We start from the raw sequence: 25,931 nt of genomic DNA on the forward strand, positions 1-25,931 counted from the left end.
ACTTAGTAATTATTCTTATAAAATGTAAGATACTCTTCCAGGTTACCTTCTTGTAAGAAAACAGGTAAATTATCGGCAGAGATCACAAAGGTAGCAAATTCTATACCTCTTATCTTACTCAGCGGCGATTGTGGTGATTTTTGTTTGATGGTGTAGGTTTTGGCTTTCGGGCCGTTGGTAAATTGCCGGATGACAACCATATCCTGCGTGGTGTTAAAGGATGCTGTTTCTACGGTTAAGTTATCGGACCCATTATATTTACTGTTATAGGATTGCATTTTTTCGGCAATACCGGTAAAAGCAGCGTGGCCCTTCGGATAAATAATTAGTACCACCTGGGGCGCCTGCAAGTTAGCCGTATATTTGGCAGGAACTGGTGCCGGTGCAACCGGGGTAGCTCCAGGTGTACCAGCCGGAGCATTATTGGCCGGGGTGTTCTCTTTTGGCGTGTTATTAACTTGCGGCGTATTGGCCGTACTAGCCGGCGTATTAGCAGGAGTTTTTTCGGGAGCCTTATTTTCCGGAGTGGCATTGGCTACAACCGGATTCTGAGGGGCTTGATTATTTGCCGCCTGGGTTTTATTACCCGCATTACCGCTACTCGGCGTAACTTCTGCGGGTTTATTGGTTAATGCAGCCGGCTTTTGGGTAGCTGAGGCAGCTGGGGTTACCGGGGTATTTACCCCAACTACCCGCTTTGGCTGGTTCGGGTGCGTTCGGTCAAATTCTGCTTCCGATAACTTACCGCTCTCGTATAAAGCAAAGGCATCCAGGTATTGCTGGGCTTTGGGCAGCAGGTTGCTGCTGGGGTAGGTTTTAATAAATTTCTGCAGCGCTAATTTAAACAAGCTGGGTTGCTCGGTTTTGGCTATTATCAGTACATTCAGAAAGGCAACCCGGTCCATCAATTCGGCATCCGGGTAATCCCGGCGAATGGTATTTATCGTTTCGTTGGCTTCTTTAAATTTCTGTTCCTCGTATAAAGCAAAAGCCTGATCGTAGAGTTGCCGTACTTTGGCATTGCCGGCCGAAACCTCAGCCAGGTAGTTAGGATTATCAATCAGTTTGGCGTAGCGGCTATTGGGGTATTGTTGCTTAAGGCGTGCGGCGTAGGTTTGCTGTTTAGGGTCGTTAGCCGCTTTATAAAGCAGGTAAAGCGCATAATAGGCTTCCGGAGTATTTTTCGAGTTCGGAAAACGGGAGACAAATTTTTCGTAGGTTTCGATGGCGTGGGCCGGCTCTTGCAGCCGCTCGCGGTAAATATTGCCCAAAGTAAACAGGCTGGTTTCTATTTTCTGGTTAGAGGCCGCGCGCATTTCGGGCGTAAGCGGAATATCCTGGAGCAATGCTTTGCGCACATCCTCCGGACTGGCCGCGCTATCAGGTGAAGCTCCGGGTGAGTCGCCGGGCGAGATGGCCGCTAAATTCTGCTGCGATCCGGTAGGTTGCTGCGTACTAATCCGCCAGTTGTCCTGGAGCGGCCGGTTACCCCACCGCCGGGTAAACTCGGCTTTGGCCGAGCCAATAGTGGCCGGGTTATCGAAATACCAGACGCCGCCCGGGCCGGGTGGCGTACCCATAGGGGTATCGCCGGCACCAGCCCGATTGTTATTGCCAAAAATATTATTGCGGTTATTTCCGGAGTTATTAGCGGCGCCTTTTGCAGCGGCTTCAGCGGCTCTTTTAGCTTCAGCAACCTTTTTTTCTTCGGCAGCTTTTATAATGGCATCCAGGCGGGTATCCAAAGTAGCTTTATCCAGGCTGGCCAGCAACTGCAAACTGTCTTCGCGGGTTACAACCGTATAGTGGCTTACAAAATCGTTCAGCACATCGCGGCGTTCGGCGGCGGCAGCATATTCGGCGGCCGTAGGCGGTAAAACCTGGACGGCACTGTCGTAATAAGCCTGGGCCAGATTATATTTCTGGAGTTTATCGTAATAAATTTGCCCGGCCAGTAAATACGAGTAACCTTTTTGGGTAGTATTTACCGTTGAATTCTTAACCGATTGGGTTAAATATTGCAGGGCTAGTTCCGGCCTGTTTTGTTTTAATTCAAAACGTGCCATTTCGTAATAAATCTTATCGCGGTATTCTTTGTTTTTGGCATCGCGCAGCAGCTTCCGGAAATATTTATCTACGGTTTCTTTGCTGCTGGCATCGGTTATTTCGGTTACCTGGCCCAAATGCAACTTGCTCTGGAAGCCTAATTCGTAAGGCGGATTTTTGCGGAGTATGCGGTTAAACTGCTGCCGGGCTAGTTTTTCCTCATCGTTCCGTTGGTAAAGCTGCCCCAGTATAAAACGGATGCGGGCTTCTTCGTCCCGCTTTTGGATGAGCGGAATGGCCAGCCTTAAGTTCTGAATGGCCAGTTTATCATCTTTTAACAACAGGTAATATTGCGCCCGCGTCAGAAACAGAAGCCGGGCATTTTCCTTCGTCAGGAATTGCTTTTTCATGATATCCGACACGGCTTTGGCACTTTCCAGGTCTTCGGTTTGCAGGAAGCTGCGCATGAGCCAAACCAAAGCCTCGTGGCGGGTTACTTCGTTTTGGCTGGTGCTGTTTACGTACTTAAAAGTTTTAATGGCTTCGTCGTACTCCAGGCCATAAAAGCGGGCTTTGCCAATTAGCAAATAACTGTCGTCGGTCCAGTCGCTGGTGGCGTGTTTCTGAATCGGGTATGAAGCTTTCTTTATTATCTCTTCGAGTTCCTTTTTATAACCAGCTGCCGTGGTAGAATCTATCACCGGAAATATAGGCAGCAGGCGGTTGTAATCGGGCGTGGCTTTAGCCGCTACTTCGGCCTCCATGGTTTTCAGGCGCTCGTTGCTCAGGAAATAAGCATTGTAACGGGCAGTAGTGTTCTGGTAGGCTTTGCTGAAAAAGTTACGGCGTTCGGCCGAACAACCAGCCAACCAAACGATTGCCAGACACAGACACGAAGTATAGATGAATATTTTGTTCAAAATTTGGTAATAATCCTATAGTGATGATACCCGCAAATTGATTTCTAAGTATAACGCCGGTATTTGGGTTAATATTTTTACGTAGCTATTAGTTCCGGGGCTGCTTCAAAAACTACCGGTAACTAATCTGTAAAAATAGCTTTTTATTTCGCGGTTTTAAAATCAACCAACCCGATTAACAAAGTTAACGAAATAATATTTTTCAGGCATAGCCCAGTTCACCAGCCAGCTTGTTATATATTATTTATGCTGCAGGTAAACTATGCTGTTATAGCCTTAGATATTTAAAAGAGCAATGGCTGTTCTATAGATTATTTTAACAGCCGTTTTGGTTTTGTTGCAAAACAGCAAGCTTTATTTTGAAGATAAAATAACTCTTTAAAGCTTAATTAAAAGGCAACTAGCCTTAGAAGTGCCCGGCAAATTAATTATATTTGTTTTTACGCGTTAATGTCTGCCGGTCATGAAAAGACGCTTTCTTTTTTGCCTTACCTTTGCGGTGCTGCTCGCTTATAGAGCGGTGGCCGCCGAAATTCTGATACCCATGGATGGGGCGCAGAAAGACCACCTGAAAGCTTACGGCGTTGCCTACTGGATATTACAAAATCAGCAGGAAGTAGACTGGTTGCTCAATTACCGGGGCGGCAGTTTTGCTTTTAAGCACGAAGCTAATTTCGAAAAAGAACTGCTGGTGCGCGGAGTAAGTTATTCGGTAATATCCGATGCCGCCTACACCGCTATTTTAACCCAGATTGCCAGCCCCGAAGTAAACATGGAGGTAATGAAACTGGAGAAAGCCCCCAAAATTGCCGTTTACTCGCCTAAAACCAAACAGCCCTGGGATGATGCCGTTACGCTGGTGCTCACCTACGCCGAAATACCTTTTGATGTGATATTTGATGAAGAGGTTCTGGACCAGAAACTCCTCAAATACGACTGGCTGCACCTGCACCACGAAGATTTTACGGGCCAGTACGGTAAAAGCATCCGTAACTTCCGGGGGCAGGATTGGTTCAGGCAAGCTCAGGAGGAAGCCGAAGGTATTGCCAAGAAATACGGGTATGCCAAGGTGTCGCAAATGAAACTGGCGGTGGTGAAAAAAATAAAAGCTTTTGTAGCCGGTGGGGGCTTTATGTTTGCCATGTGCTCGGCTACCGATACTTACGATATTGCCCTGGCCGCCGATGGTGTAGATATTGTGGATGTTATGTTTGACGGAGACGGCGTAGATGCGAATGCCCAGCAAAAACTGGATTTTAACAAAACCTTTGCTTTTAAAAACTTCAATGTAAACCTGAACCCTTACGACGGCGAGTTTTCCAGCATCGATAACCAGCGCCGTGAGCGCAACCTCTACGAGCACAACGACTTTTTTTCTTTGTTTACATTCTCGGCCAAATGGGATCAGATTCCGGCTATGCTTACGCAAAACCACGAAAAAACCATTAAAGGCTTTATGGGCCAGACCACCGCTTTTAAAAAAGACCAGGTAAAAGCCGACGTAATAATTATGGGCGAAACCAAATCGGCGGGTGAAGTGCGGTACATAAACGGCACCGCCGGTAAAGGTACCTGGACTTTCTACGGTGGCCATGACCCGGAAGATTACCTGCACATGCCCGGCGAAGAACCCACCGATTTAGCTTTGCATCCTAATTCGCCGGGTTACCGGCTGATCCTGAACAATATTTTGTTCCCGGCCGCCAAAAAGAAAAAGCAGAAAACCTGAGTAGCCGTAGAAGTAAAGTTTCATCAAAGTTGCGTACCCAAACCTATTGCAGCATTAAAAATAATATTTATGGTTCGGTTTTTGGGTTAATAAATCAGGCAGGAGCCACAAACTTAATATTTAATAGGTCTTGTTGGTGAACTTCATCAGCCCAATAACGGATTAACCGGATTGCCGTAAGTTCTAAATATTCCCGGCTGTTCTGTAGGTATTTAACCGGACCTGCCGCAGATTGTCCGAAATAATATTTTAACAAAGCCTACTTTTGTGTTATTGTTCAAAGCATATCTTATTTAAATTTATTAACACCTGATGCCAAGTTTAAAGAATAAAATTACCGTGCTGTTAATGGCACCCACTATCATTTTTACTACTACTAATTGCGTGAATACGAATAAAAGTACCAGTACCAACACAACCACTCCGCCAACGGTCAGCACTCCGGAACCAGCCAAACCAAACCCGCTTCTGGCTACATGGGAAGGTCCTTACGGCGGGGTGCCGCCGTTTGATAAAGTAGAAATTCCTTTTTTTAAACCGGCCCTGGAAGCCGCCATGGCCGAGAACCTGGCCGAAATAGATAAAATTGCAAATAATGCAGCCGCGCCCACCTTTGGCAACACGCTGGAAGCTATGGAACGTGCCGGGGAAACCCTCGACCGCGTTCAGACTATTTATGGGATCTGGGGTTCTACCATGAATAATCCGGAGTTTCAGAATGTACAGCGGGAAATGGCACCTAAACTAGCGGCTTTTTCCGATAAAATAACGCAGAACGAAGCCCTCTTCCGGCGCATCGAAGCAGTTTACAATTCGCCGGAGAAAGCCCGTTTAACCCCGGAACAGCAACGGCTGGCCTGGCGGTACTACACCAATTTTGTGCGGGCCGGTGCCAAATTAGATGCTACTGCCAAAGCCCGTCTCTCCCAAATTAATCAGCAACTGGCCGGTTTGTTTACCCGCTTCAGCCAGAATGTACTCGCCGACGAAACCGACCAGGTGCTGGTATTAAAATCCGAAGCCGAACTGGCCGGATTACCCCAATCGTTGCGGGATGCTGCGGCAGCCGCAGCTACTACTAAAAATATGCCCGGCGCGTGGGTAATTACAAATACCCGTTCCTCCGTCGATCCTTTTCTGACGTACTCAGACCGGCGCGAACTCCGCGAAAAAGCCTGGCGCATGTTTGTAAACCGCGGCGACAACGGCGGGTCTCACGATAATAATACCATTATAACCGAAATATTACAGCTCCGGGCCGAACGCGCAAAATTGCTTGGCTACCCCACGCATGCACACTGGCGCTTAGAAAACGCAATGGCCAAAACTCCCGAACGGGCAGTTGAACTAATGGAAGCCGTATGGAAGCCAGCCGTGAAGCGGGTAGGGGAGGAAGTAGCCGATATGCAGGCTTTGGCCAAAAAAGAGGGCGCCAATATTAAGATTGAACCTTGGGATTACCGCTACTACGCTGAAAAAGTCAGAAAAGCCAAGTACGACCTGGACCAGAACGAAGTAAAGCAATATTTACAACTCGAAAAGCTGCGTGAAGGTATGTTTTGGGTAGCCGGCGAACTCTTAAACTTTAATTTTACCCAGGTTACCAACGTGCCCGTTTACCACCCCGACGTGCGCGTTTGGGAAGTGAAAGATAAAACCAACGGCCAGCACGTGGGTTTGTGGTATTTCGATGCTTTTGCCCGGGCCGGCAAGCGTTCCGGCGCCTGGATGAATGCTTACCGCAGCCAGCAGCGGCTCGATAAAAATATTACCACCATTGTTTCAAATAACTCCAACTTTGTAAAAGGCAAAGCCGGGGAGCCCACGCTCATTTCCTGGGACGATGCCAACACGCTTTTCCACGAATTTGGGCACGCCCTGCATGGTCTTTCGTCTAATGTTACCTACCCGTCGTTGTCCGGAACGGCCGTGGTGCGCGATTACGTAGAGTTTCCTTCGCAGCTATTAGAACACTGGCTTTCAACGCCCGAAGTACTGCAGCGCTTTGCGGTCCATTACCAAACCGGTAAACCTATTCCGCAGAACCTGGTGCAGCGCATCGAAAAGGCGGCTACGTTTAACGAAGGTTTTGAAACGGTAGAATATTTGGCCAGCGCCCTTGTGGATATGAAACTGCACTTAGCCGGCGACCAAAAAATTGACCCGGATGCTTTTGAAAAACAAACCCTGCAGGAGTTAGGCATGCCTGCCCAAATTGTAATGCGCCACCGTACGCCCCAGTTTTTACACGTATTTGGCAGCGATGGGTATTCAGCGGGTTATTACAGCTACTTGTGGTCGGATGTGCTAACGGCCGATGCTTACGGCGCTTTTGTAGAAGCCGGCGGTCCCTATGACAAAGCCGTGGCCCAGCGCCTCCGGCAGCATATTTTTTCGGTGGGCAACACCATCGATCCGGCCGAAGGCTACCGTTCTTTCCGGGGCCGTGACCCTAAAACCGAAGCGCTGATGCGCAAACGGGGATTTTTAACCCCAGGAACCAAAACCCGTAAAGCCGTACCTGCGGGTGGAAAACGGAAAGCACAGTAAAATCTTTGAAATTATTCGTTCCGGAAAATTAGCCGGAAATATTCCGCTAAAAAGCCTGACTTTAGATAACGATGTTATACTAGAGCCAGGCCTTTTTATTTGTTAATATTTCCCTCATGCTGCTGTCGATACCAGGATAAACCGGTTTTTTTTTACCAAAGCTCTTGAACGCTCTTCCCTGACTGAACAATGGTTATACCGGTTGCACAAACTTCACAGATCTTTAAGACCTGTGAGGTTTTAAGCTATGGCAGCTAGTTTAGGCGAGTTGGTATTATACCTGGTTAATTTATTAAACTGGTAAAAGTAAAAGCGGCAAATGCCCCCACTTGTTTTTGTACTTCGCTCTCCGGCCTGCCAATCTTATTTTGACTCAACTAGGTCCTAAAAAATATTTAAAAAATTATTTCTTTTCTGCTGTTGACCTTTCCTTCTCTGAGCAATCAACTAATGAAAACCGGCTCAAAAGCTTATTCAAACCAATTCAGCTTTTAAAGTTAACAGGTAATAAAAGCACTCCCGATAGTTACAGAAGTTTGCTTTTGAATGCTTAAAACAAAGTTGAATGGAAGTTTAAAATGGTAAATGGCCGGTTTCTCCTGCAAAGCTTGCATTGATAATTTAATTATTCCGGGCGCGCCAATAATTAATAATTGCTGCAATTCAGGTGCACTTATTCAATTAATACAAAATCATTTTAAAAATCATGAAAAATCAAAAGCTAAAACTTGATGAGTTGAAAGTTCAGAGCTTTGTGACGGATTTCGACAAAGAGCAGGGCCAGACCCAGGAGATAAACGGGGGTACCGGCCGCGCCTATTGTATCGATCCTTCGCAACTAATTATTTGCCTCGGACCCCGGCTTACCATTACCCGCAATATTTCCTGTTTTGCGGCTACCTGCAATTACGCGCTCTGCAACCCCGAGCAGATTCCGACCAAAATACCAACCGATTTTCCGGTTACCACCACCACATGGGATGGCGGTACCATCAGATTTTAAGGTGAATCATTCGTCTTAAATCACTTAAGTATCAGTAATTTCTTAATTTTTTTTATCAACCTTAATATTTTAAAATCATGAAAAACCAAAAATTAAACCTCGATGAATTAAAAGTGCAAAGTTTTGTAACTGACTTTAACAAAGAGCAGGAACAAACCCAGGATGTGAATGGCGGCGGAACCGGTTACAACTTCTGCTACTACGTGCCGGTAAATACTACCCGGTTTGTTGATATCTGGTCTTTACAATGCTCTTACGGCTGTGAATTCACCAGCAAACAAATTTCGGATGTTATTAACCCGGTAGTAAGATACTAATAAACAACTGAGCTGCTGCCTGCATACACCTGCAGGCAGCAGTATTTTAGGCTCCTTCCACCGAAAAGATACCTTCCTGAATATTTGGTTGAAAGCTCATTTATCCCAATAATATAGTGGTTTAAACCGGCCGCACCTGGTTGCTTAACGGTTTGCCTCCCCCAATTGCAGCTAGCTCTGTTCCCTCATAACCCTTCTTGTCTATTAAAATGAAGCAGTTCCCTTTTTACCGGCAACTAGATGCCATGGATTGCGGCCCCACCTGTTTGCGGATGGTGGCCAAACACTACGGTAAAATCTATTCGTTGCAGGCCCTGCGGCAGAAAAGCTACTTTACCCGCGAGGGCGTGTCGCTGCTGGGTATCAGCGATGCCGCCGAAGCCATTGGTTTCCGGACGCTGATGGCTAAAATACCTTTCGAGAAGCTAAAGGCAGAAGCGCCTACCCCTTTTATCGCGCATTGGCGGCAGCGGCATTTTGTTGTGGTTTATGGCTTTAAAAAAGATCAGGTTCTGGTAGCCGACCCGAGCCACGGTTTAATCCAATATTCCCGGCAGGAATTTCTGGATGGTTGGTTATACGGTCAGCCCAAAGAAGCCGAAGCTGGTATTGTCCTGTTCCTGGAAACCACACCGGCCTTTTATGCCCAGGTTGGTGAAGAAAGTACCGGTAAATTAAGTTTTAGTTTTTTGCTGGCTTACCTGAAGCCTTATAAACGGTTTTTGGTGCAGCTTTTTGTGGGCATGCTGGTGGGAAGTTTGCTGCAATTAATTTTTCCGCTGCTCACCCAATCTATTGTGGATGTAGGTATTAATACCCAGAATATAAATTTTGTGAACTTGGTACTGGCGGGACAACTTATGCTGTTTTTTAGCCGCACGGCTGTGGAAATGATCCGGAGCTGGATTTTGCTGCACATTGGTACCCGCATTAATATTTCTATCCTGTCGGATTTTTTAATTAAGCTGATGAAGTTGCCACTTGGCTTCTTCGATACCAAAATGATCGGCGATTTATTGCAGCGCATCGGCGACCACAAACGCATCGAAAGCTTCCTGACTTCTTCTACGCTGAGCGTGGTTTTTTCCTTCGTTAACCTGCTCATTTTTGGCCTGGTGCTGGCTTACTACGATCTGAAAATATTCGGTATTTTTTTGCTGGGAAGTGTGCTTTACGCCACCTGGGTGTTGGTTTTTATGCGCCGTCGCCGCGATTTGGATTACAAGTTGTTCGATCAGATGGCTGCTAACCAAAGCAATCTAATTCAACTCATCAGTGGCATGCAGGAAATAAAACTCCAGAACTGCGAGCGGCAAAAGCGCTGGGAGTGGGAGCGCATACAAGCAGCCTTATTTAAAGTAAGTATTAAAACCCTGGCCCTGAACCAATACCAGGAAAGCGGCTCCATTTTTATCAACGAAGCCAAAAATATATTTATCACTTACATGGCGGCCAAGGCCGTGATTAACGGTGAGATTACCCTGGGTATGATGCTGGCCGTGCAATCCATTATCGGGCAGTTAAATGCGCCCATTAACGAGATGATTAATTTTATCCGGGCTTCGCAGGACGCTAAAATCAGCCTGGAACGCTTAGGCGAAATTCATCAGAAAAAGAACGAAGAAGACGATAAAGAACAAAAGTTAGTCCTGTTCCCCGAAGATGGCTCGCTTACCCTGCACCATATTGGTTTTAAGTACGAAGGGGCTCACTCGGAAAAAGTATTACGCAATATTTCCCTCACCATTCCGCAAGGCAAAACCACCGCTATTGTGGGGGCCAGTGGCAGCGGCAAAACTACCCTCATAAAACTGCTTCTAAAATTTTACGAGCCTACGCAGGGCGAAATACGGTTGGGCGGTATGGGATTCTCGCATTTCAGTAACCGCCACTGGCGGGAACGCTGCGGCGCCGTAATGCAGGACGGGTATATTTTTAACGATACCATTGCCCGCAACATTGCCATCGGCGACGATGAGATAGACCGCGAACGCCTGCTCTATGCCGTAAAGGTGGCCAATATTCAGGAATATATCGAATCGCTGGCCCTGAACTACAACACCAAAATTGGCGGCGACGGGCACGGCTTAAGCCAGGGACAACGGCAACGCATTTTAATTGCGCGGGCGGTATACAAAAATCCCGATTACATCTTCTTCGACGAAGCCACCAATGCGCTGGATGCGAACAATGAGCGTACCATTATGGGTAACCTCAACAGTTTTCTGGATGGCAAAACGGTGGTGGTAGTAGCGCATCGCTTAAGTACGGTGGTAAACGCCGACCAAATTATTGTGCTCGACAAAGGCCAGATTATTGAACGCGGCACCCACACGGAATTAGCAGGCCAACGCGGTGCTTATTTTCAATTGGTCCGGAATCAGTTAGAACTCGGCACCTGATAAAATATTTCTTTTCCAATCCCAATATCAACTTCCCGTGGAAACAAAATTAAAAGACCTGATTCGGAACGAAGCCATTCGGATTGGTGATGAATTGCTGGCGAAAGCCGAAGTAGCGCCTCAGGGCATGTCCTGGAAAACCATCGACCAGCAAGGCGAAATTATTCAATGGCGTACATCCGAAAGCATTTACAACGGGGTTTGCGGAATTATTCTATTCTTAGCGGAACTCTATAAGCAGACCCGGCAAAATAAATATTTGCACGGTGCGCTGGAAGGTGGCCGCTGGCTAGAGTGGTATTGCCGGGAACATCCCGCTACTAATTATACCTTTCTCACCGGCCGCATGTCGGTGCCTTATACTTACCTGCAATTACACAATTTAACCCAAAATCCAGAATATCTGGACAAAGCGTTAGCCATTACCAAAACCGGTTTAAAAGATTGGGAGCCTGGGATAATGGAATATATCAATGGTTTGGCCGGAACCCTGTTATGCCTGGTGCATCTGCACGCTGCCACCCAGGAGGCCTGGTTGCTGGAATATATAGATAAATATGCCGGGCAACTGCTCTCCCAGACGCATATGGGCAAAAAAGGAATTTATTGGGACCGCGTTCCGGTAAACGTGCACGGCTTATGCGGTTTTTCGCACGGGGCCTCGGGTGTGGGCTATGTGTTATTGGAACTGGGAAATTATTTAAAGAACCCCACTTTTTACTGGCTAGCCGAACAAGCCTTTACTTACGAGTCGCAGTACTACGATCCAGAGATAAATAACTGGTACGATTTCCGGAAGATGGTACTAACCCCAGCCGATGAACAGGCCCAGCAAGGAGCTTACGCCGCTGCCGATTACGGTTTCTTTACAAAAGGTACCAGCATGAATGCCTGGTGCCACGGTGCCGCCGGAATTGGTTTAGCCCGTTTACGGGCTTTTAAACTTTTGCAAAAGCCGGCGTACGCAATGCAAGCGCTGCAAGCTATTGCGCATACCTGGGAAGATAGTCAGGAAATCGGTCGTACCACTTCTTTTACACTTTGCCACGGTGGGGCAGGCAATGCCGAAATATTCTTGAAAGCTTATGAGTTGTATAACAGACCGGATTATCTGGAGATGGCGGAATCGGTGGCCATTGCTGCCATTCAATCAAGAGCGCTTAACGGCGGTTACCGCTCCGGTACAAAATATGCCGGCGAAGATACCAGCCTGTTTATGGGCAACGCGGGTATTGGTTATTTTTATTTACGACTGCTGCAACCCCGGCAAGTGCCTTCTGTTTTAATGCCAATTATAAAAAATATTGCTCCACCAAAAGTAGGCACTTACGCCAATCTCTGCCTTTCGCCGGGAGCGGTACAGCGTAAATTAATAAGCAAAATATTCCCTTGTACGCTGCAACTGCTCCAGAACTTGCTACCCGAAGAGGTAGACAATTATTTCCGGCAGCGAGCGGGCGAAACTTCCCAAACCGGTTCTTTCCCGGACGATTTTGTTGCATGGGCGAAAGACCAAACGACTTTGCTGCCCCTATCGGAGAGCCATTTGCTGTACGAGGGATTACTGGTAGAATGGTTGAAATTACAGATGAATCAGGATATTTCGAGTGATGCCCTTTTATCCTACAAAAGCAAAAAGAAGGCGGAGCGAATAGCGGTGCTGGCTGCCCTGCCGGAGGTGGCATTAGCCAAAACCGTGCTAATGGTTGATCCGGATATGCAGTTGCTCAGTACCCAATATAAAGCCAGCCCGCCAACCGGCGAGTGCAATTTATTGCTCATGCCTTCTCTGCATTATACCCAGGAACTACTATTAACGGAATTTACCGCTACGGTACTGAAGGCTTTTGCGGAAGCAAAAACGGTAGCAACGGGCGTGCAGCATATCTTACATTGTTTTGAAGAACTGGCTGTTGCCCAGCAGGCCACAGTAGAAACTCTGGTTGTCGGGCAAATCCGGCAAGCCATCCGGGCCGGCATCCTCCTGGAACCGGATCAGCATCCTTTACCAGTCATGGTCCAAACGGTTATTGCTGCGCCGGAAATCCTTGCCTCCTGAGCAATATTTATTTTTCCTCAAACCTAAATTTTAAAATAGATGCCTACCTATCAATATTCTTTAAACGGAGCAGCCCAGACCACCGACCAATCGATTGAACTGCGTACCGAAGAAGTACAGGAACTATTAGGCCAGATGCCCAACTGGATGATCCGGTGGGGGATTACAGTGGTATTTGCCATTGTGAGTTTACTGCTCCTGGCCAGCTGGCTCGTAAAATATCCCGATGTGCTGACTTCCCGGGTAGTACTTACCACCCAAACGCCGCCGGTTAGCATGGTAGCCCGTGCCGAAGGACGTATTCAGTTTCTGGTAAAAGATAAGGAATACGTACAAAAAGGCGCTTACCTGGGAATAATCGAAAGTCCGGCCGATATAAAAGATGTGCAGTACCTCACCGCAGAAATCACGCATATTAAACAGCAGATAAGCCAACCGCAGGAACCGGAGATAAATGATATCTCTTTGCCCGAAAACCTGCGTTTAGGCGAGTTACAGGATGCGTACCTGGCTTTGCTCACCAGCCTGCAGGAATATAAACGCAACCGGAGCACCAACTTAGCGGCGAAGCAAATTGTGGCAGTACAGCAGCGGATTCGGGGCTACGAAGCTTTAAATGCACAACTGGAAATCCAGCAGCAAATATTGTGGGAAGAACTGCAACTGGCGCAAAAACGCTACGCCATCGATTTTAAGCTGCTCTCGGAAAAGGTAATTGCCGACATTGATTTTGATCGCACCAACAATGCTTACCTGCAAGCGAAGCGAACTTTTGAATCGGCGCAGGGTCAGATTATAAACAACCAACTGGTAATAGCGCAGCTCCAGGCCCAAATTACCGAGTACCAGACCAATGCGGCGGACCAGGAAGACCGCTTGCGTGCTAAGATCGAAACCGCTGTAAAACAACTGGAAGGCCACCTGGATAGCTGGGAGCAGCAATACGTGTTTAAAGCACCCATTACCGGCGAAATAGCCTTTGTAAAATATTGGAGCAATAATCAGTTTATCAAGGCCGGCGAGGCGGTTTTCACAATCGTGCCGCCCTCAAAGGATTTATTTGCCCAGGTGCAGTTGCCCATAACCGGTTCGGGTAAAGTAGCGCCCGGCCAGCGGGTAAATATTAAGTTTGATAATTATCCATCCCCCGAATTCGGCATAGTACAAGGTACTGTACAAACCATCTCGCCCATTCCGCAAAATAATGTTTACACCATTCAGATTGCCCTGCCCCAAGGATTAACCACTAGTTACCGCCGGGAATTACCGTTTCGGCAGGAAATGCAGGGTACCGCCGAAATTATTACAGAAGACTTACGGCTGCTTGAACGCATGTTGCACCAGTTCCGGGCGCTGCTGGATAACCCCAGAAGCTAGTTATTTATCCTCGGTAGTAATGCACCCAAACGCAATATCTAATCTTAATCTAAGAATATTATGAGAGTTTTCCCTTACCTCCTGGCCCGTATTGGGGGCGGCTCCTACGAGCATTTAACCCAGGTAGATTACCGCGAACTAAGCACCCGGACAGCCTGCCTGATTACGCGCAGGAACGAGAAACAACGGTTAAAAGAACAGTTGTGCGCGCATTTATTCGAATGCATCAAAAACTTGCCCGACCAGAAGATTCAGAACCAGGTGCAGAATTTACGGCGCGATATTTTTAACCAACGCCCGGTGAAACCCCAAGTTCTGGCAACAGCCAAACCCCACTTACCGGCAGTATTAACTTCTGAGGTGGATGAATACCTGGTTTTTGCCGCAGAGCTGCAAGCCGAAACGGAAAGAGCAGCCGCCATCTACGAGCAGTTCTTGTACACCGGTCGCCGGCATTTGCAGCAATTGGCCCACGACGAAAACTTGCAAAAAGGGCTGGTGCTATCGAGCCAGTCTTTGCTGAATGCTTTAAAAGATTACGCCCGGCAAGACCCCGACAGCTTTCGGAAGAAAGAATTTCAGACTGAACAAAGCCTGCTGAAATATATTACCCGCATGTATACCAAAACCTCGCCCTTTAGCACGTTTAATAACCTGGCGCTGGGTACGCTTGGCTCCTTGCCCGGCAAAGCTATTCAGATCGATGCTAACCCGGATACTGAAAATTCGGTAGTGGGGCACATTCGGTTAAACAACAATCTGTTTAAATATTTAAAAGATTTATTTACCGCGAGTAAAGAAATTTACCCCCATCTGTTGCTACGCGCCAATCCCACCATCGCGCAAGAACAAGACCAGTATGTTTACCTAACCAATCATAATAATGTAGACGCTTTTCAGCGGATTCCGGCCTCGCCGGTGCTGGGGTTGGTTTTACAATTGGTGCAGGCCAATCCGGCTGGTATTCGGTTTGGCGCTTTGGCCGAAGAAATTTGTGAGTATGTGGATGCCCCGGCCGAAAATATCCAAAGTTATCTCCGACAATTAACCGGCTACGGTTTTCTGGAGTTTGACCTGGGTGTTTCGGGTACCGACCCGGATTGGGATTTAAAGCTGTTAGATCAGTTAGCCTATTTAGCGCAGCAGCAGGTTAGCCACATGGCTGCCCTAACCGAAACGCTGCAGTACATCCGTCAGCAATCCAGCCAATATGCCCAGGCAACCGTGCCGGAACGCCAGCGCATACTGAACGAGGTTTATCAGCGGTTCCGGAATATTTGTATGAAACTGCACGAAGCAGCCGGTCTGCCCGAAATAGAACGGAAAACTCCCGAAGAATTACAGGCCGAATGGCTGAACTCTCAGAAAGAAGCCGCGCACCAGCAAAAGGAAAACGGTCGGCAAGCCGGGGAAACTGTGTTGGTAGTAGAAAAAGTAGGACCCGCCAAATCCAAAGAAGTAATATTTGAACATAAGTCCTCTACTTACTTTAGCTTTAAGCCCGAGCAGCTATTTTACGAAGATAGCATTCGGGAAGCGGCGGTGCAGGTAGATGCCGAAAAGTTAAGTCAGTTGGTACAAAACCTGTTTGGCCTGCTACAGGAAATGCGCCCCTTCCGGGGAATGGCCGATGAGCAGGAGTTGATGTTTAGTTATTTTAAGAAAAAGTATGGAGCCGGTAGCCGGGTTAACCTGCTGCAATTTTACGAAGATTTTTACCGGGAAATTAAAAAACCGGAAGCAGAATGGCTGGCGAAAAAACAACAGGCGTTAACCGGGAAAGACAACAATCTGCTTCAAACAAACCCGGATGAAGGAGTTGACAATTCAGCGCAGGCAGAGTTGAATAAAGAATTAAATCCGGGTCTTTTAACTTCAGAACAACTCAGCCAGTCCGGCCAAAAAAATAAAGCATGGTTTCAGAAAATGGTGGCGGCTTTGCCGGAAATTTCTTCGGAAGGAATTAACCAGGTAGATTTATCGCTCGATTTTATCCGGCAAGTTAACCAAACCCCGTTTATTCCGGCACCAGAATCTGTTGGAGCTAATTCTTACGGGGCTTTTGTGCAGTTGTACCAGGAGCAAGATGAAACCGGTGAATGGCAGTTAAAAGGTGTGCTCAACGCTTCGCTGGCGGGTTATGGCAAAATGCTGAGCCGGTTTCTGTATATTTTACCTAAAGAAGTAACCCAAACCGTCCGGGGCTGGAACAGCGCTTTACAACCCCAAAACAGTTTATTTATAGAAAACGGCGATGCTTCTTATTTTAATGCCAACCTGCATCCGCCCTTAATGCCTGCCGAAATAAGAATACCCGGTGGCCACAACAGCTTACCCGTAGCCCAACAATTCCCTGTTTCGGATTTTGAGGTAAGGGTAGATGAGCCGGCCGGTGAAATTCAGTTATTTCATAAAGAAACGGGCCAGCGAAGCTATGTCTTTGATTTGGGTTTCCAGGGGCATAGTGGGCGTTCGCAGCTCTTCCAACTCCTCGATAAATTTACCCGGGCCGAATATTTGTTTTCTTACCCGGTAGTTTCGGCAGTGAACGCGGCTGTTGAGCCAAACACCGTTAACATAAATACGGAAGCTGCTAATCCGGAGCCCCAGCTCATTATCCGGCCCCGCATTGTGTACCAAAACCAACTCGTTTTGCAGCGGAAGGGCTGGTATGTTCCAAAAGAATTAATACCAAAGCGGCAGCCCGATATGTCGGACTGGAGTTACTTTTTAGCAATAAACGAATGGCGCCAAAGTCACGGCATTGCAGATGAGGTATACGTTACCATTTCGCAAAACCGGCAGCAAACCGGCATCGATCCCGAACTTACTAAAAAGCTGGGCCGCGACGATTACAAACCCCAGTACATCAACTTTAATAATCCGCTCCTGGCGCATTTGTTCGAGAAACTGCTAACCAAAGTGCCCCACACCCTGAAAATAGAAGAGATGCTGCCCTATTCACCGGATCTGTTAAAGATTAATAACCAGCGATTCGTGACGGAATTTGTAGTGCAATGGTATAATTGAGGTGGCGCCTCATCCCTCCCAGAGGATAAGGGGAGCCGGCCTGATGGTAATTTTCTTGCGACTCTTTTGCCTACGGCAGATTATTTGAATTACAATTAATAATACTATTAAATAGGAACAGCACTTTAAAAGATGCTTTTGTCATCCCGAAGTTTGTCGAAGAATCTATTGCCGTAATATAGAATTGTATTCAGCTGTTTCTACAGGCTCAACTTGATTACAATCTTTAGAACGCATTACCAAATCGATAATGGTACATTTTTAAAGCTAATTTAAGTCCCTCGCCTTCAGGAGAGGGATTTAGGGTGAGGTAACAGAGACAATCCAGCACAGAAAGCAACGCTATCTTATTATTCGAAGATTGCCTCGTCATCTGGAAGATTGGCTCGTCATCTGATAATTCATACGAATGTAAGTCTAAAATAGAATTCTTATCATGAATACAAATTCACTTTCCGGTCAATCGTGGTTGGGCGCTTATTTATATTATAACGAACCCTGGGAAGATTTTCTCAGGCAGGCAGTGGCGCCTTTTGTGCAAAAAATATTAGCGGAGGGGCTGGCGGAGCAATTTTTCTTTATCCGGTACTGGGAAAAAGGCCCGCATATCCGGTTGCGGTTTAAAGGCGATCCCGAGGTGCTGGAAAACCAGGTTAAACCGAGGATAATACAATATTTTTCGAATTACTTTACAATGCATCCTTCCTGCCGCATTGATCCGCCCTGGCTCGCAGCAGTACCAGAAGCCCAGCAGTGGTATCCGAATAATTCTATCCAGTTTATCCCGTACGAACCCGAAACAGAACGCTACGGCGGCGATAGCGGAATATTTATCTCTGAAAGTCAGTTTCAGGCTTCATCGGAAGCGGTACTGGGGGCTTTAACAGAAAATAACCAGTGGGACTACAGCCGGGCGCTGGGCATAGCTATCCAGATGCACCTGGGCTTTGCTTTTGCTGCCGGCTTGGATTTACCCGCAACAATAAATTTCTTTTCCGGTGTATTCCGGAACTGGCTGCCCCGGGCTTACTTTCCGCCCCCGCAGCAACTATCGGCTGAAGAAATAAAAACCAGGCAGGAAGAAGTAATAAAAGCATTCCGAAACACCTACCATAAACAAAAAAATATGCTGCTGCCGCTTTTTACCCAGATATGGCAGGGCCTCGAAAATAACACAGTATTTGAACAACACTGGTTTAATACATGGCTAGAACAAACGCAGGTAATAAACGCCGCCTTTCGGCAAGCGCAGCAAGACAACCAGGTAATATTACCCCAGTGGGCAGCAGGCCTGACTTCCGAAAACATCTCAACACAGCAACTGCAACGCTGGGCTATTTACGATAGCTACATCCACATGACGAATAACCGGTTAGGCATTCTGAACCGCGACGAAGGCTATTTGGGCTTCCTGATAAAAGAAGGATTGGCGGAAATGGCACTGCAAGCAGTATAAACCTGGACTGATTTTAGCTTATGCATTTAAATCTGAAAGCCTGTTCCGGGGTAGGACATCTTCTACAGGCGTAATCGGCAATGATAATTTCGGACACAAAGTAATAAGTTGTAATGGCAGCATTTTCTTTGTTGTCGTGGTGGCAACAGATGCATTTCTTTTACGCAGTCACGGGTAAAGTCCGGTCATTATTCAGGAGTGCCACCAACGTAAATACTAAAATTTAGGTATTGCTTTAGCCGCCTAAACTGGTTAACTTTATAGTGGTAATATGTGTTGTATTTGGTACCGGATTGGTACCGGAATTATAAAAAATATTGCTTTTGTCCGGAAACCTGAAGCTCGGAAAGTAAACAACCGAAGATTAGTTAAACAATTAGGATGCGGTTCGGAAACTTCGTTTAGCACCTTAGATTAAGCAGTTTTGACCTCCCGGTTTTCTTTTTGGCCTACCGGAAAGAAAAGATTAATGAATGCCTGCTGCTAAATGGGTTCTAAACAGGTAATGAGTAAAACAAGCTGTTATGCGCACTAAAAAGTTATCCCGGCTCATATTACTTTCCTTGGGCGCTGTACTCACTAAAAAAATCATCTCTAAATCTTTTCCTAAAGTAAGATTATGGTTTCAGAAAAAGCCGTTTAAAAATATGGAGCATAGAGCAACAGCCCGAAAAGTGCGTTATAGTCAGGATAGTGAACGTTTGTGGGAGCCAGGCCCGCAATGCACCCCAACCAAGGTTAAATTTAAATTTACTTACCGCAGCAAATACCAGAATGCCTACAACGAGCCGGTTTTTTATGTGAAAGAAGATGAACCAAACCGAATACAACCGGTAGTAACCGGCAATATACCCGGTTTTTTTAACGCTTATCCCGGTGGTTTAAATATCGATTCGCAAACCGGCGAAATTGATATAAATAATAGTGATGCGGGCGTTAGGTATACCGTGGAGTTTACGCCCTGCGGAGCCGATTGCGTAATCCGGACCCAGGTGGTAATTAGCGGTATTGGCTACGAAGGCGGGTTTTTCTCTCTATCCAGCCCCGGTGATCTGAATATCAGGCCTTTTTATTTTGGCAGTAATAGTCCCGATGAACAAGTTCCTTCGCAGGAAGTGCCTGCCCGAAAAGCGCCGGACGGCACGTTTGGCCTTAATCCGTTACCCAATCGTAAGCCAACCGCCGATCTGCTGTTAACGCGTTTTGGGCTGAATCCCGAATCGGCGGTAATAGATCTAAGAAACTTCATCCGAAGCGGCGCGTTGGGGTTCCGGCGAAACCCTGACGGATCCTGCGACAGCTTTCCGGAAAACGGTACCAGCAGAGATTTTACCATTTATTACCGCCTGAAATCCGGTCCGGGAGCGGACATCCTGAACAAAACCAAAGTCCGGATTCATTTCTTTGATACCGAAGCAGATATGCCGCACGATCTGAAAGTACGCATCAGACAGCAGAGTAATTCTATTTTCCGGAAGAGTTTACCGCTGGCAATGCTGCCGGGTTTATCCGGAGCCTTTTTAACTGATTCGCCCTGGGAGACGTTGGCTGCCTTCCTGACTGCTCTAACGTCGTTTTTGTTTCTGATGCCGAAGGCCAAAGAGAGTAGCAGCCCCTTGGCTCCCCCGGAAATATGTATTGGAAGGTAACCGGCAGCCGATTTTTTTTAAGAGAAGGATAAAACGCATAGAGTCAGTTATTTATCTGAGTCAAATAGTTAATTCCCGGAAATATTATGAACCAACGTAAGCTATCTACACGGGTGAGGTGGGTACTGCTAACCATAATTTGCTTTTTGGGAATAAAGGCTATGGCGCAGAAAGCAACTTACCAGCAGCAGGCTGAACAGTTGTGCAATGAAGCCTACACTTTATTATTTGAACAGGGCAACCACCGCTTAGCCTTGCAAAAATACCAGGAGGCCAAAGCGCTTTATATTGGCAAGCCTCAACCCGACTTAAACCTGGTAGATGCTTGTTTTGGCATGGGCATTATTTACCAGATGCGCGGAGATTACCGGCAGGCAATTAACGCTTATCAGGAATCGGTTGCGAACGAGAAAAAAATAAATCCCCAGGCGGACTCCAGCTCTTTTTACCCACTGGTACTCATTTCCGAAAGCTATATTCACCTGAATCGTTACGATTCGGCCTATACTAATTACGAAAAGGCGGGCCACCTGCTCGCCCAATACCCCCATATTCCGTCTGCTTATACCTTACGCTTTTACAACGGCCTGGGCAGTTTATACTACCTGTTCGGCAACTATGCCCAGAGTACTAATTATTACGAAAAAGCATTAAAAATATTAAACCCCGACGGCCAAGCACCCGCACCAGCAAATAACGACCACGTTACCCGGTATGTGATGTATAGTAACAATATTGCCGGTGCCCATCGCAAACTCGGCTTGTATCAGCCGGCCATTGACAAACTTAAAACGTTAACCCGGTACGGCATTATTAGCAATATTTTGTACCAGAACATGGCTACCGTTTTTCTGCAATTAAATAAAGCCGACAGCGCTAAAACTTACCTGCAAAAAATAAAATTTAAGAATATTCCCAATAAAGCCAGCCTGGATGCCACCGCTGAGGAAATTGATTATTATAACAGTTTTGGCGCGGTTTACTTAAAAACCAGAAATTACCAGCAGGCTTTCAGCAGTTACGATAAAGCACAGCAAATTGGCCGGGCCCGCTTAAACTATAAAAATGATGGCTTGGCCATTGCTTTAGCCGGAAAAGGACAGGTATACGCAGCCCAAAAGAAATATTTGCCGGCCATAAAGCAGTATCAGTTGACCTTACAATCGCTTCATTTTACTTTTAATGCGGCCGATATTTATCAAAATACGTCAGACTTCCAGAATGTCATTTCGCCGTTATTGTACTTTGAGGTTTTAAGTTACAAAGCGCAGGCTTTCCGGGAATATTTTAGCCAAACCCAAAACCTAACCGACCTGGAGGCTTCGCTTAATACCTATCAGGTGGCTTTTGAATTGGCCGGTCGCATTCGCAAAAGCTTTGATTCCGACGAAGCCAAATTGTTTTTGACTAACATCGTAGCACCGGCCTACGAAGAAGCCATTGCCACAGCTTTCCAGCTTTTTAACAGAACGAAGCAAAACCGCTACCGCGAAGCTGCCTTTGCCCTCGCCGAAGAAAGTAAAGTCGCCGTACTGGCCGAGAGTTTACGGGGTTTGGACCTTAAAAAAATACCGGGTATCAGCCCAACCTTGCTGCGGCGCGAGGCCGATTTAAAACGAAATAATGCTGCTTTGCTGGTTAAGCTGGCCGAAGATACCGTTAGTGCCAACCAGGAAAGTTACCGCAACTACATGCGGGAAAACGATATAAAGCTGGCCGGCATATACAAGGAGTTCGAAAAGAATAAAAAATATTACGCACTTAAGTACGATACCAAACCGCTCAGCATTAGCCAACTGCAGCAGCAACTCGATGGCCAAACGGCTGTGGTGGAATATTTCATCGGTAAAAAGTACTTGTATGTTTTTGTTATTACGCAGAATAACTTTACCGCTCAGCCAATTGGCACCACCGCTGATTTTACACCGAATTGGCAGACACTTTATAAGGCTTTGTACCAGGCCAAAGCGGGTTCCCGTTACCAGGGTAATAAGGCGGCGCACCGCTTATACCAGCAATTACTGGCGCCGATCAACGGGGTATTAGCCGGCAAAAACCGCTTGCTCATTATACCCGATAAAGCGCTTTGTTATCTGCCTTTCGAGGCTTTGGTTCCGGATTTACAACATACCCGCTACTTAATCCAGGATTACACGGTTAGTTATGCTTACTCGGCTAAACTTTTGCGCCCTGCCCCCGCAACGGAGGTAAGCAGGCGCAACGTTTCTGTACTGGCCATGGCGCCCTTCGGCAATAACAGCAGCCCGGTAGATAATTCTTTACGCGCCGACTTACTGGCTCCTTTGCTCGCCTCTACCGACGAAGTGGAAAAAATTGGCGGTCAGGTATACATCGGGAAAGATGCTACTAAAGAACGGCTTCGGGAATTAATAAGTAAATTCGATATTATTCACCTGGCTACTCACGCCAAAGCCGATAACCAAGATCCGCTGCAATCTTACATTGCGTTTTACCAGCGTAATTTACAAAACAGCGCCCGGCTGTATGCCTCGGAAATTTATAACCTGCCCTTAAACAAGCTGAAGCTGGTGGTATTAAGCGCCTGCGAAACGGGCAGCGGCAAGCTGGTGAATGGTGAGGGTATTATGAGCCTGGCCCGGGCTTTTGCCTATGCCGGTTGCCCCAGTATTGTAACTACTTTATGGCAGGCCGAAGACAAGGCCACCGCCTATATTACCACCCGCCTGCATACTTACCTGAAACAAGGTAAACCCAAAGATGAAGCTGTACGCCTGGCTAAGCTCGATTACCTCGCCTCCGTAACCAGTTCCCGGCAGCAATCGCCGGTTTATTGGGCAAACTTTATTTTTATCGGCGATGAAACTCCTGTCTATCCGGATAACAGTCGGTTTATTTGGGTGTTGGTTGCTGTAGGGATTGGCGTTTTGGCAGGATGGCTCCTCTACAAGCGCCGGAAACAGAATAAACAATTAATGGTTAAAGCCTGAGTTACTACTGTTTTAATTCAGCTGCCAGAACAGGTTTGTGGTACAGGTGATTTGCATAGCCTTTTTAAATTATTCCAACTCTCCTGAATGGAATTATATTATTAGGTTGATTTTTTTCAAATTGCTTTATGGCATGAGAATTAAGCTGCTTTATTTTATCTTTTGAAAGATTCCATCTTTCAAGGTGCAGGTGCTAACCGTATTTGTAGGTCTAAGAAGCCTCCGGGCCGGCGGGCCCCGTTTGGCCGCTCGGGCTGCTCATCTTTCCTTTCCTCCTGCGTCGGAATGCTAAAGCACCTGAAAGCCAGAAGAGAATCTTCCAAAAGGCCCTCGCTGTCCAAACTGCTGTCAGTTGCCCATAGCTGCTGCCTTCTTAGCTCAATCATTATTAAATAATAATCCTCCTCCTCATTGCTAATGGGCGATGTTGCGGTTCGGCCGAACTCCTTCCCTAATTTAGGGAAGGTGCCCAGAGGGCGGAAGGGTTAATCTCATTCAGAATAAAAGCAGGTGCCCATTGCACAGGGCAAAAGCCAGCGGACCTGCTAGTTAATATTAAAAACCACGGAGTAAACTACAAACTATCTTTATTCAGAACTAATGTAAACCAGCCTTGCCATGAAACAATGATTATTTCAATTGGTATTAATCGGCCGTTTTCTTAAAATTATATTTCTTTAGAATTTGCTTGGCTTCCTCCTGGTAATCATTATCGGGATTTTGATTGGCGGCTAATGCTGCGAAAAGTTTTTGAGCTTCGCTGTACTTGCCAACCTTAATATAACTTAAGCCCAGGTACCATTTAGCTTCATTTTCGAACTCCCGGTATTTTTGTAAATACAGTTTATACGTGTTAATGGCTTCCTGGGGCCGGTTGGCCGAGAGGTAGGCGTTGCCTAAATAGAACAAAGCTTGCTCGTTAGCTTCCTGTGCTAATATTTGTTTAAATAAAGTAATACTGCGCTGATAATCGCCGGCATTGTAAGCAGCGGCGGCCTGGGTAGCTAACGTGTTTTCGGTGGGAGCGCTCCTAAACGTTTCTATTGGGTAGGGCGTGTAATAAGCACCATAAATTTCAGCGGGAGCAGTTTGGGTATTAAAAAATATAAAGGTGGCAGCAATAAGTAAAACAACACTGGCGGCAGCCATTGCCCAATAAGGCTTTGCGTTCAGCAGCGTTAATTTTTCGGCAATTATTTCTTTTAACTTCTCTAGTAGCGAAGGTTCTGCTTTGGCCGGCGTATAGCTGTAACTTTCCCGGGGCATTTCCTGGTGGAAATGCTCAAATTTTAGACGTATTTCTGCCCGGCCGGCTGTTTTTAAGTTCCGTACCATGGCTTGTTCCAGGGCTACATCGGCTCTAAAGGCGGCGTCGGCTGCTAATTTGTTTTTAAATTCGTCCAGCAGTTTCCCCCTGAGTTTGCCCTGTACATATTGCTCTATCAGCTCGTCTTTATTTGCATCGTCAATCATAACTTTAAACGCTTAGGGCCGGTTTAAGATAGCATTTTTCAGGCGATCTTTGCACCGGAATTTTTGCTGCTTCGCTACATTCAGGCTTTTATAGTTTAATTTTTGGGCGAGTTGTTCCATGGTTAGTTTTTCGTAGTAAAACCCGATTAATAAACTTTTACAAGGCTCGCCCAGTTGGTTAATGGCATTCATAATCTGGTTGTCGTCGGGCAGGTCCGTGGCCTCTTCCGGTATCTCTATTGCTATTTCTGTTACTTCGGTGTAGGTCTCAATATCAATAAATTTAACTTTCCCTCTTAGGCGGTACAACCATTTCCGGCGACAGATAGAATAAATAAAGGTTTTAATCTTACAGGTGAGTACAAAATCCTCTTCCCAAACTTTTTCCAGGAAATCCAGCATACTATCCTGGTACAAATCCTTTGCCTCGGCCTCGTTGCCATTATTTACTTTAACCATTTGTAAAATCATGGGCCAGTTGGCCTGATAAACGGAGCGTATGGTATTTTCATTTCGGTTCTTTAATTCATGCAAGATTTTTTCCTCGGTCATCGGATAAAATTCTTTAAGCCCCAACTTTTATCTTCGTAGCAGATGAAAGTTGGGTACTCTAGTGAGTGTACACTTACAAAGGGCGCTATGTGGTACTCAATATAATATTAATAGCAAAATCTTATTTAAGTTAACCATTAAATAAATAATTTATTAAAGTTTATGATAGTCTATAACAGGAAGTAAGGAGATATTTTAATTTAGGAGTGAAGAACTTGCGTAAAATATTAAGCTAGCTTGCCTGAGTTATGCCTTATTCGGTCATTTAGGTTCGTAGTATCCTGATGGCCCACTAGTTTAAACACTTAGTACTACTTATTTTAATATTTTAATTACCGAAATCAATATTTATGAGGCTGATGTTCTACCTGGCTAAAAAATAAACTCCCCGGCCGTTCT

Annotated in this window: 14 protein-coding genes; 11 read left to right on the forward strand and 3 right to left on the reverse strand. The window is 46.3% G+C overall.

The window, feature by feature from the left end; translation table 11 throughout:
- Positions 1-2: 2 nt before the first annotated feature.
- Positions 3-2,966: a type IX secretion system periplasmic lipoprotein PorW/SprE gene (porW, locus tag AAE02nite_RS02850; RefSeq protein ID WP_146894932.1), complete on the reverse strand. Its 2,964-nt coding sequence runs from the start codon at positions 2,964-2,966 to the stop codon at positions 3-5.
- Between the two features lie 463 nt (positions 2,967-3,429).
- On the opposite strand from porW, the gene AAE02nite_RS02855 reads away from it, so the two are divergent.
- From AAE02nite_RS02855 to AAE02nite_RS02905, 11 genes are all read left to right on the forward strand, one after another.
- Positions 3,430-4,695: an asparagine synthetase B gene (locus AAE02nite_RS02855; protein ID WP_146894933.1), complete on the forward strand. Its 1,266-nt coding sequence runs from the start codon at positions 3,430-3,432 to the stop codon at positions 4,693-4,695.
- A gap of 312 nt (positions 4,696-5,007) precedes the next feature.
- Positions 5,008-7,245: a M3 family metallopeptidase gene (locus AAE02nite_RS02860; RefSeq protein WP_246150748.1), complete on the forward strand. Its 2,238-nt coding sequence runs from the start codon at positions 5,008-5,010 to the stop codon at positions 7,243-7,245.
- 706 nt (positions 7,246-7,951) lie between these two features.
- Positions 7,952-8,248 carry a pinensin family lanthipeptide gene (locus AAE02nite_RS02865; protein ID WP_146894934.1) on the forward strand — a complete coding sequence of 99 codons (297 nt, stop codon included), beginning with the start codon at positions 7,952-7,954 and terminating at the stop codon, positions 8,246-8,248.
- A gap of 77 nt (positions 8,249-8,325) precedes the next feature.
- Positions 8,326-8,565: a pinensin family lanthipeptide gene (locus AAE02nite_RS02870; protein ID WP_146894935.1), complete on the forward strand. Its 240-nt coding sequence runs from the start codon at positions 8,326-8,328 to the stop codon at positions 8,563-8,565.
- Between the two features lie 209 nt (positions 8,566-8,774).
- Positions 8,775-10,967, forward strand: a complete 2,193-nt coding sequence (locus AAE02nite_RS02875; protein WP_146894936.1) for a peptidase domain-containing ABC transporter — start codon at positions 8,775-8,777, stop codon at positions 10,965-10,967.
- 37 nt (positions 10,968-11,004) lie between these two features.
- Positions 11,005-13,026 carry a lanthionine synthetase LanC family protein gene (locus AAE02nite_RS02880; protein WP_146894937.1) on the forward strand — a complete coding sequence of 674 codons (2,022 nt, stop codon included), beginning with the start codon at positions 11,005-11,007 and terminating at the stop codon, positions 13,024-13,026.
- 39 nt (positions 13,027-13,065) lie between these two features.
- Positions 13,066-14,403, forward strand: coding sequence for an HlyD family secretion protein (locus tag AAE02nite_RS02885; protein ID WP_146894938.1), 1,338 nt, complete (start codon positions 13,066-13,068; stop codon positions 14,401-14,403).
- Between the two features lie 60 nt (positions 14,404-14,463).
- Entirely contained in the window at positions 14,464-17,433 is a 2,970-nt protein-coding gene (locus AAE02nite_RS02890) for a lantibiotic dehydratase (protein ID WP_146894939.1), read from the forward strand.
- A 436-nt stretch (positions 17,434-17,869) separates the two neighbouring features.
- Entirely contained in the window at positions 17,870-18,889 is a 1,020-nt protein-coding gene (locus tag AAE02nite_RS02895; RefSeq protein ID WP_146894940.1) for a thiopeptide-type bacteriocin biosynthesis protein, read from the forward strand.
- A gap of 647 nt (positions 18,890-19,536) precedes the next feature.
- Positions 19,537-20,538 (forward strand): hypothetical protein, encoded by a 1,002-nt coding sequence (locus AAE02nite_RS02900; RefSeq protein ID WP_146894941.1) that lies wholly within the window; start codon positions 19,537-19,539, stop codon positions 20,536-20,538.
- 161 nt (positions 20,539-20,699) lie between these two features.
- Entirely contained in the window at positions 20,700-23,507 is a 2,808-nt protein-coding gene (locus tag AAE02nite_RS02905; protein ID WP_170252506.1) for a CHAT domain-containing protein, read from the forward strand.
- Positions 23,508-24,152: 645 nt separating this feature from the next.
- Here AAE02nite_RS02905 and AAE02nite_RS02915 read toward each other — a convergent pair.
- A complete protein-coding gene (locus tag AAE02nite_RS02915; RefSeq protein ID WP_146894943.1) occupies positions 24,153-24,980 on the reverse strand; it encodes a tetratricopeptide repeat protein in 828 nt (275 codons plus the stop codon).
- 12 nt (positions 24,981-24,992) lie between these two features.
- Positions 24,993-25,532, reverse strand: a complete 540-nt coding sequence (locus tag AAE02nite_RS02920; protein WP_146894944.1) for an RNA polymerase sigma factor — start codon at positions 25,530-25,532, stop codon at positions 24,993-24,995.
- Positions 25,533-25,931 lie beyond the last annotated feature (399 nt).

This window comes from Adhaeribacter aerolatus, from assembly GCF_007991635.1.
In the GTDB taxonomy this organism is placed as follows: domain Bacteria; phylum Bacteroidota; class Bacteroidia; order Cytophagales; family Hymenobacteraceae; genus Adhaeribacter; species Adhaeribacter aerolatus.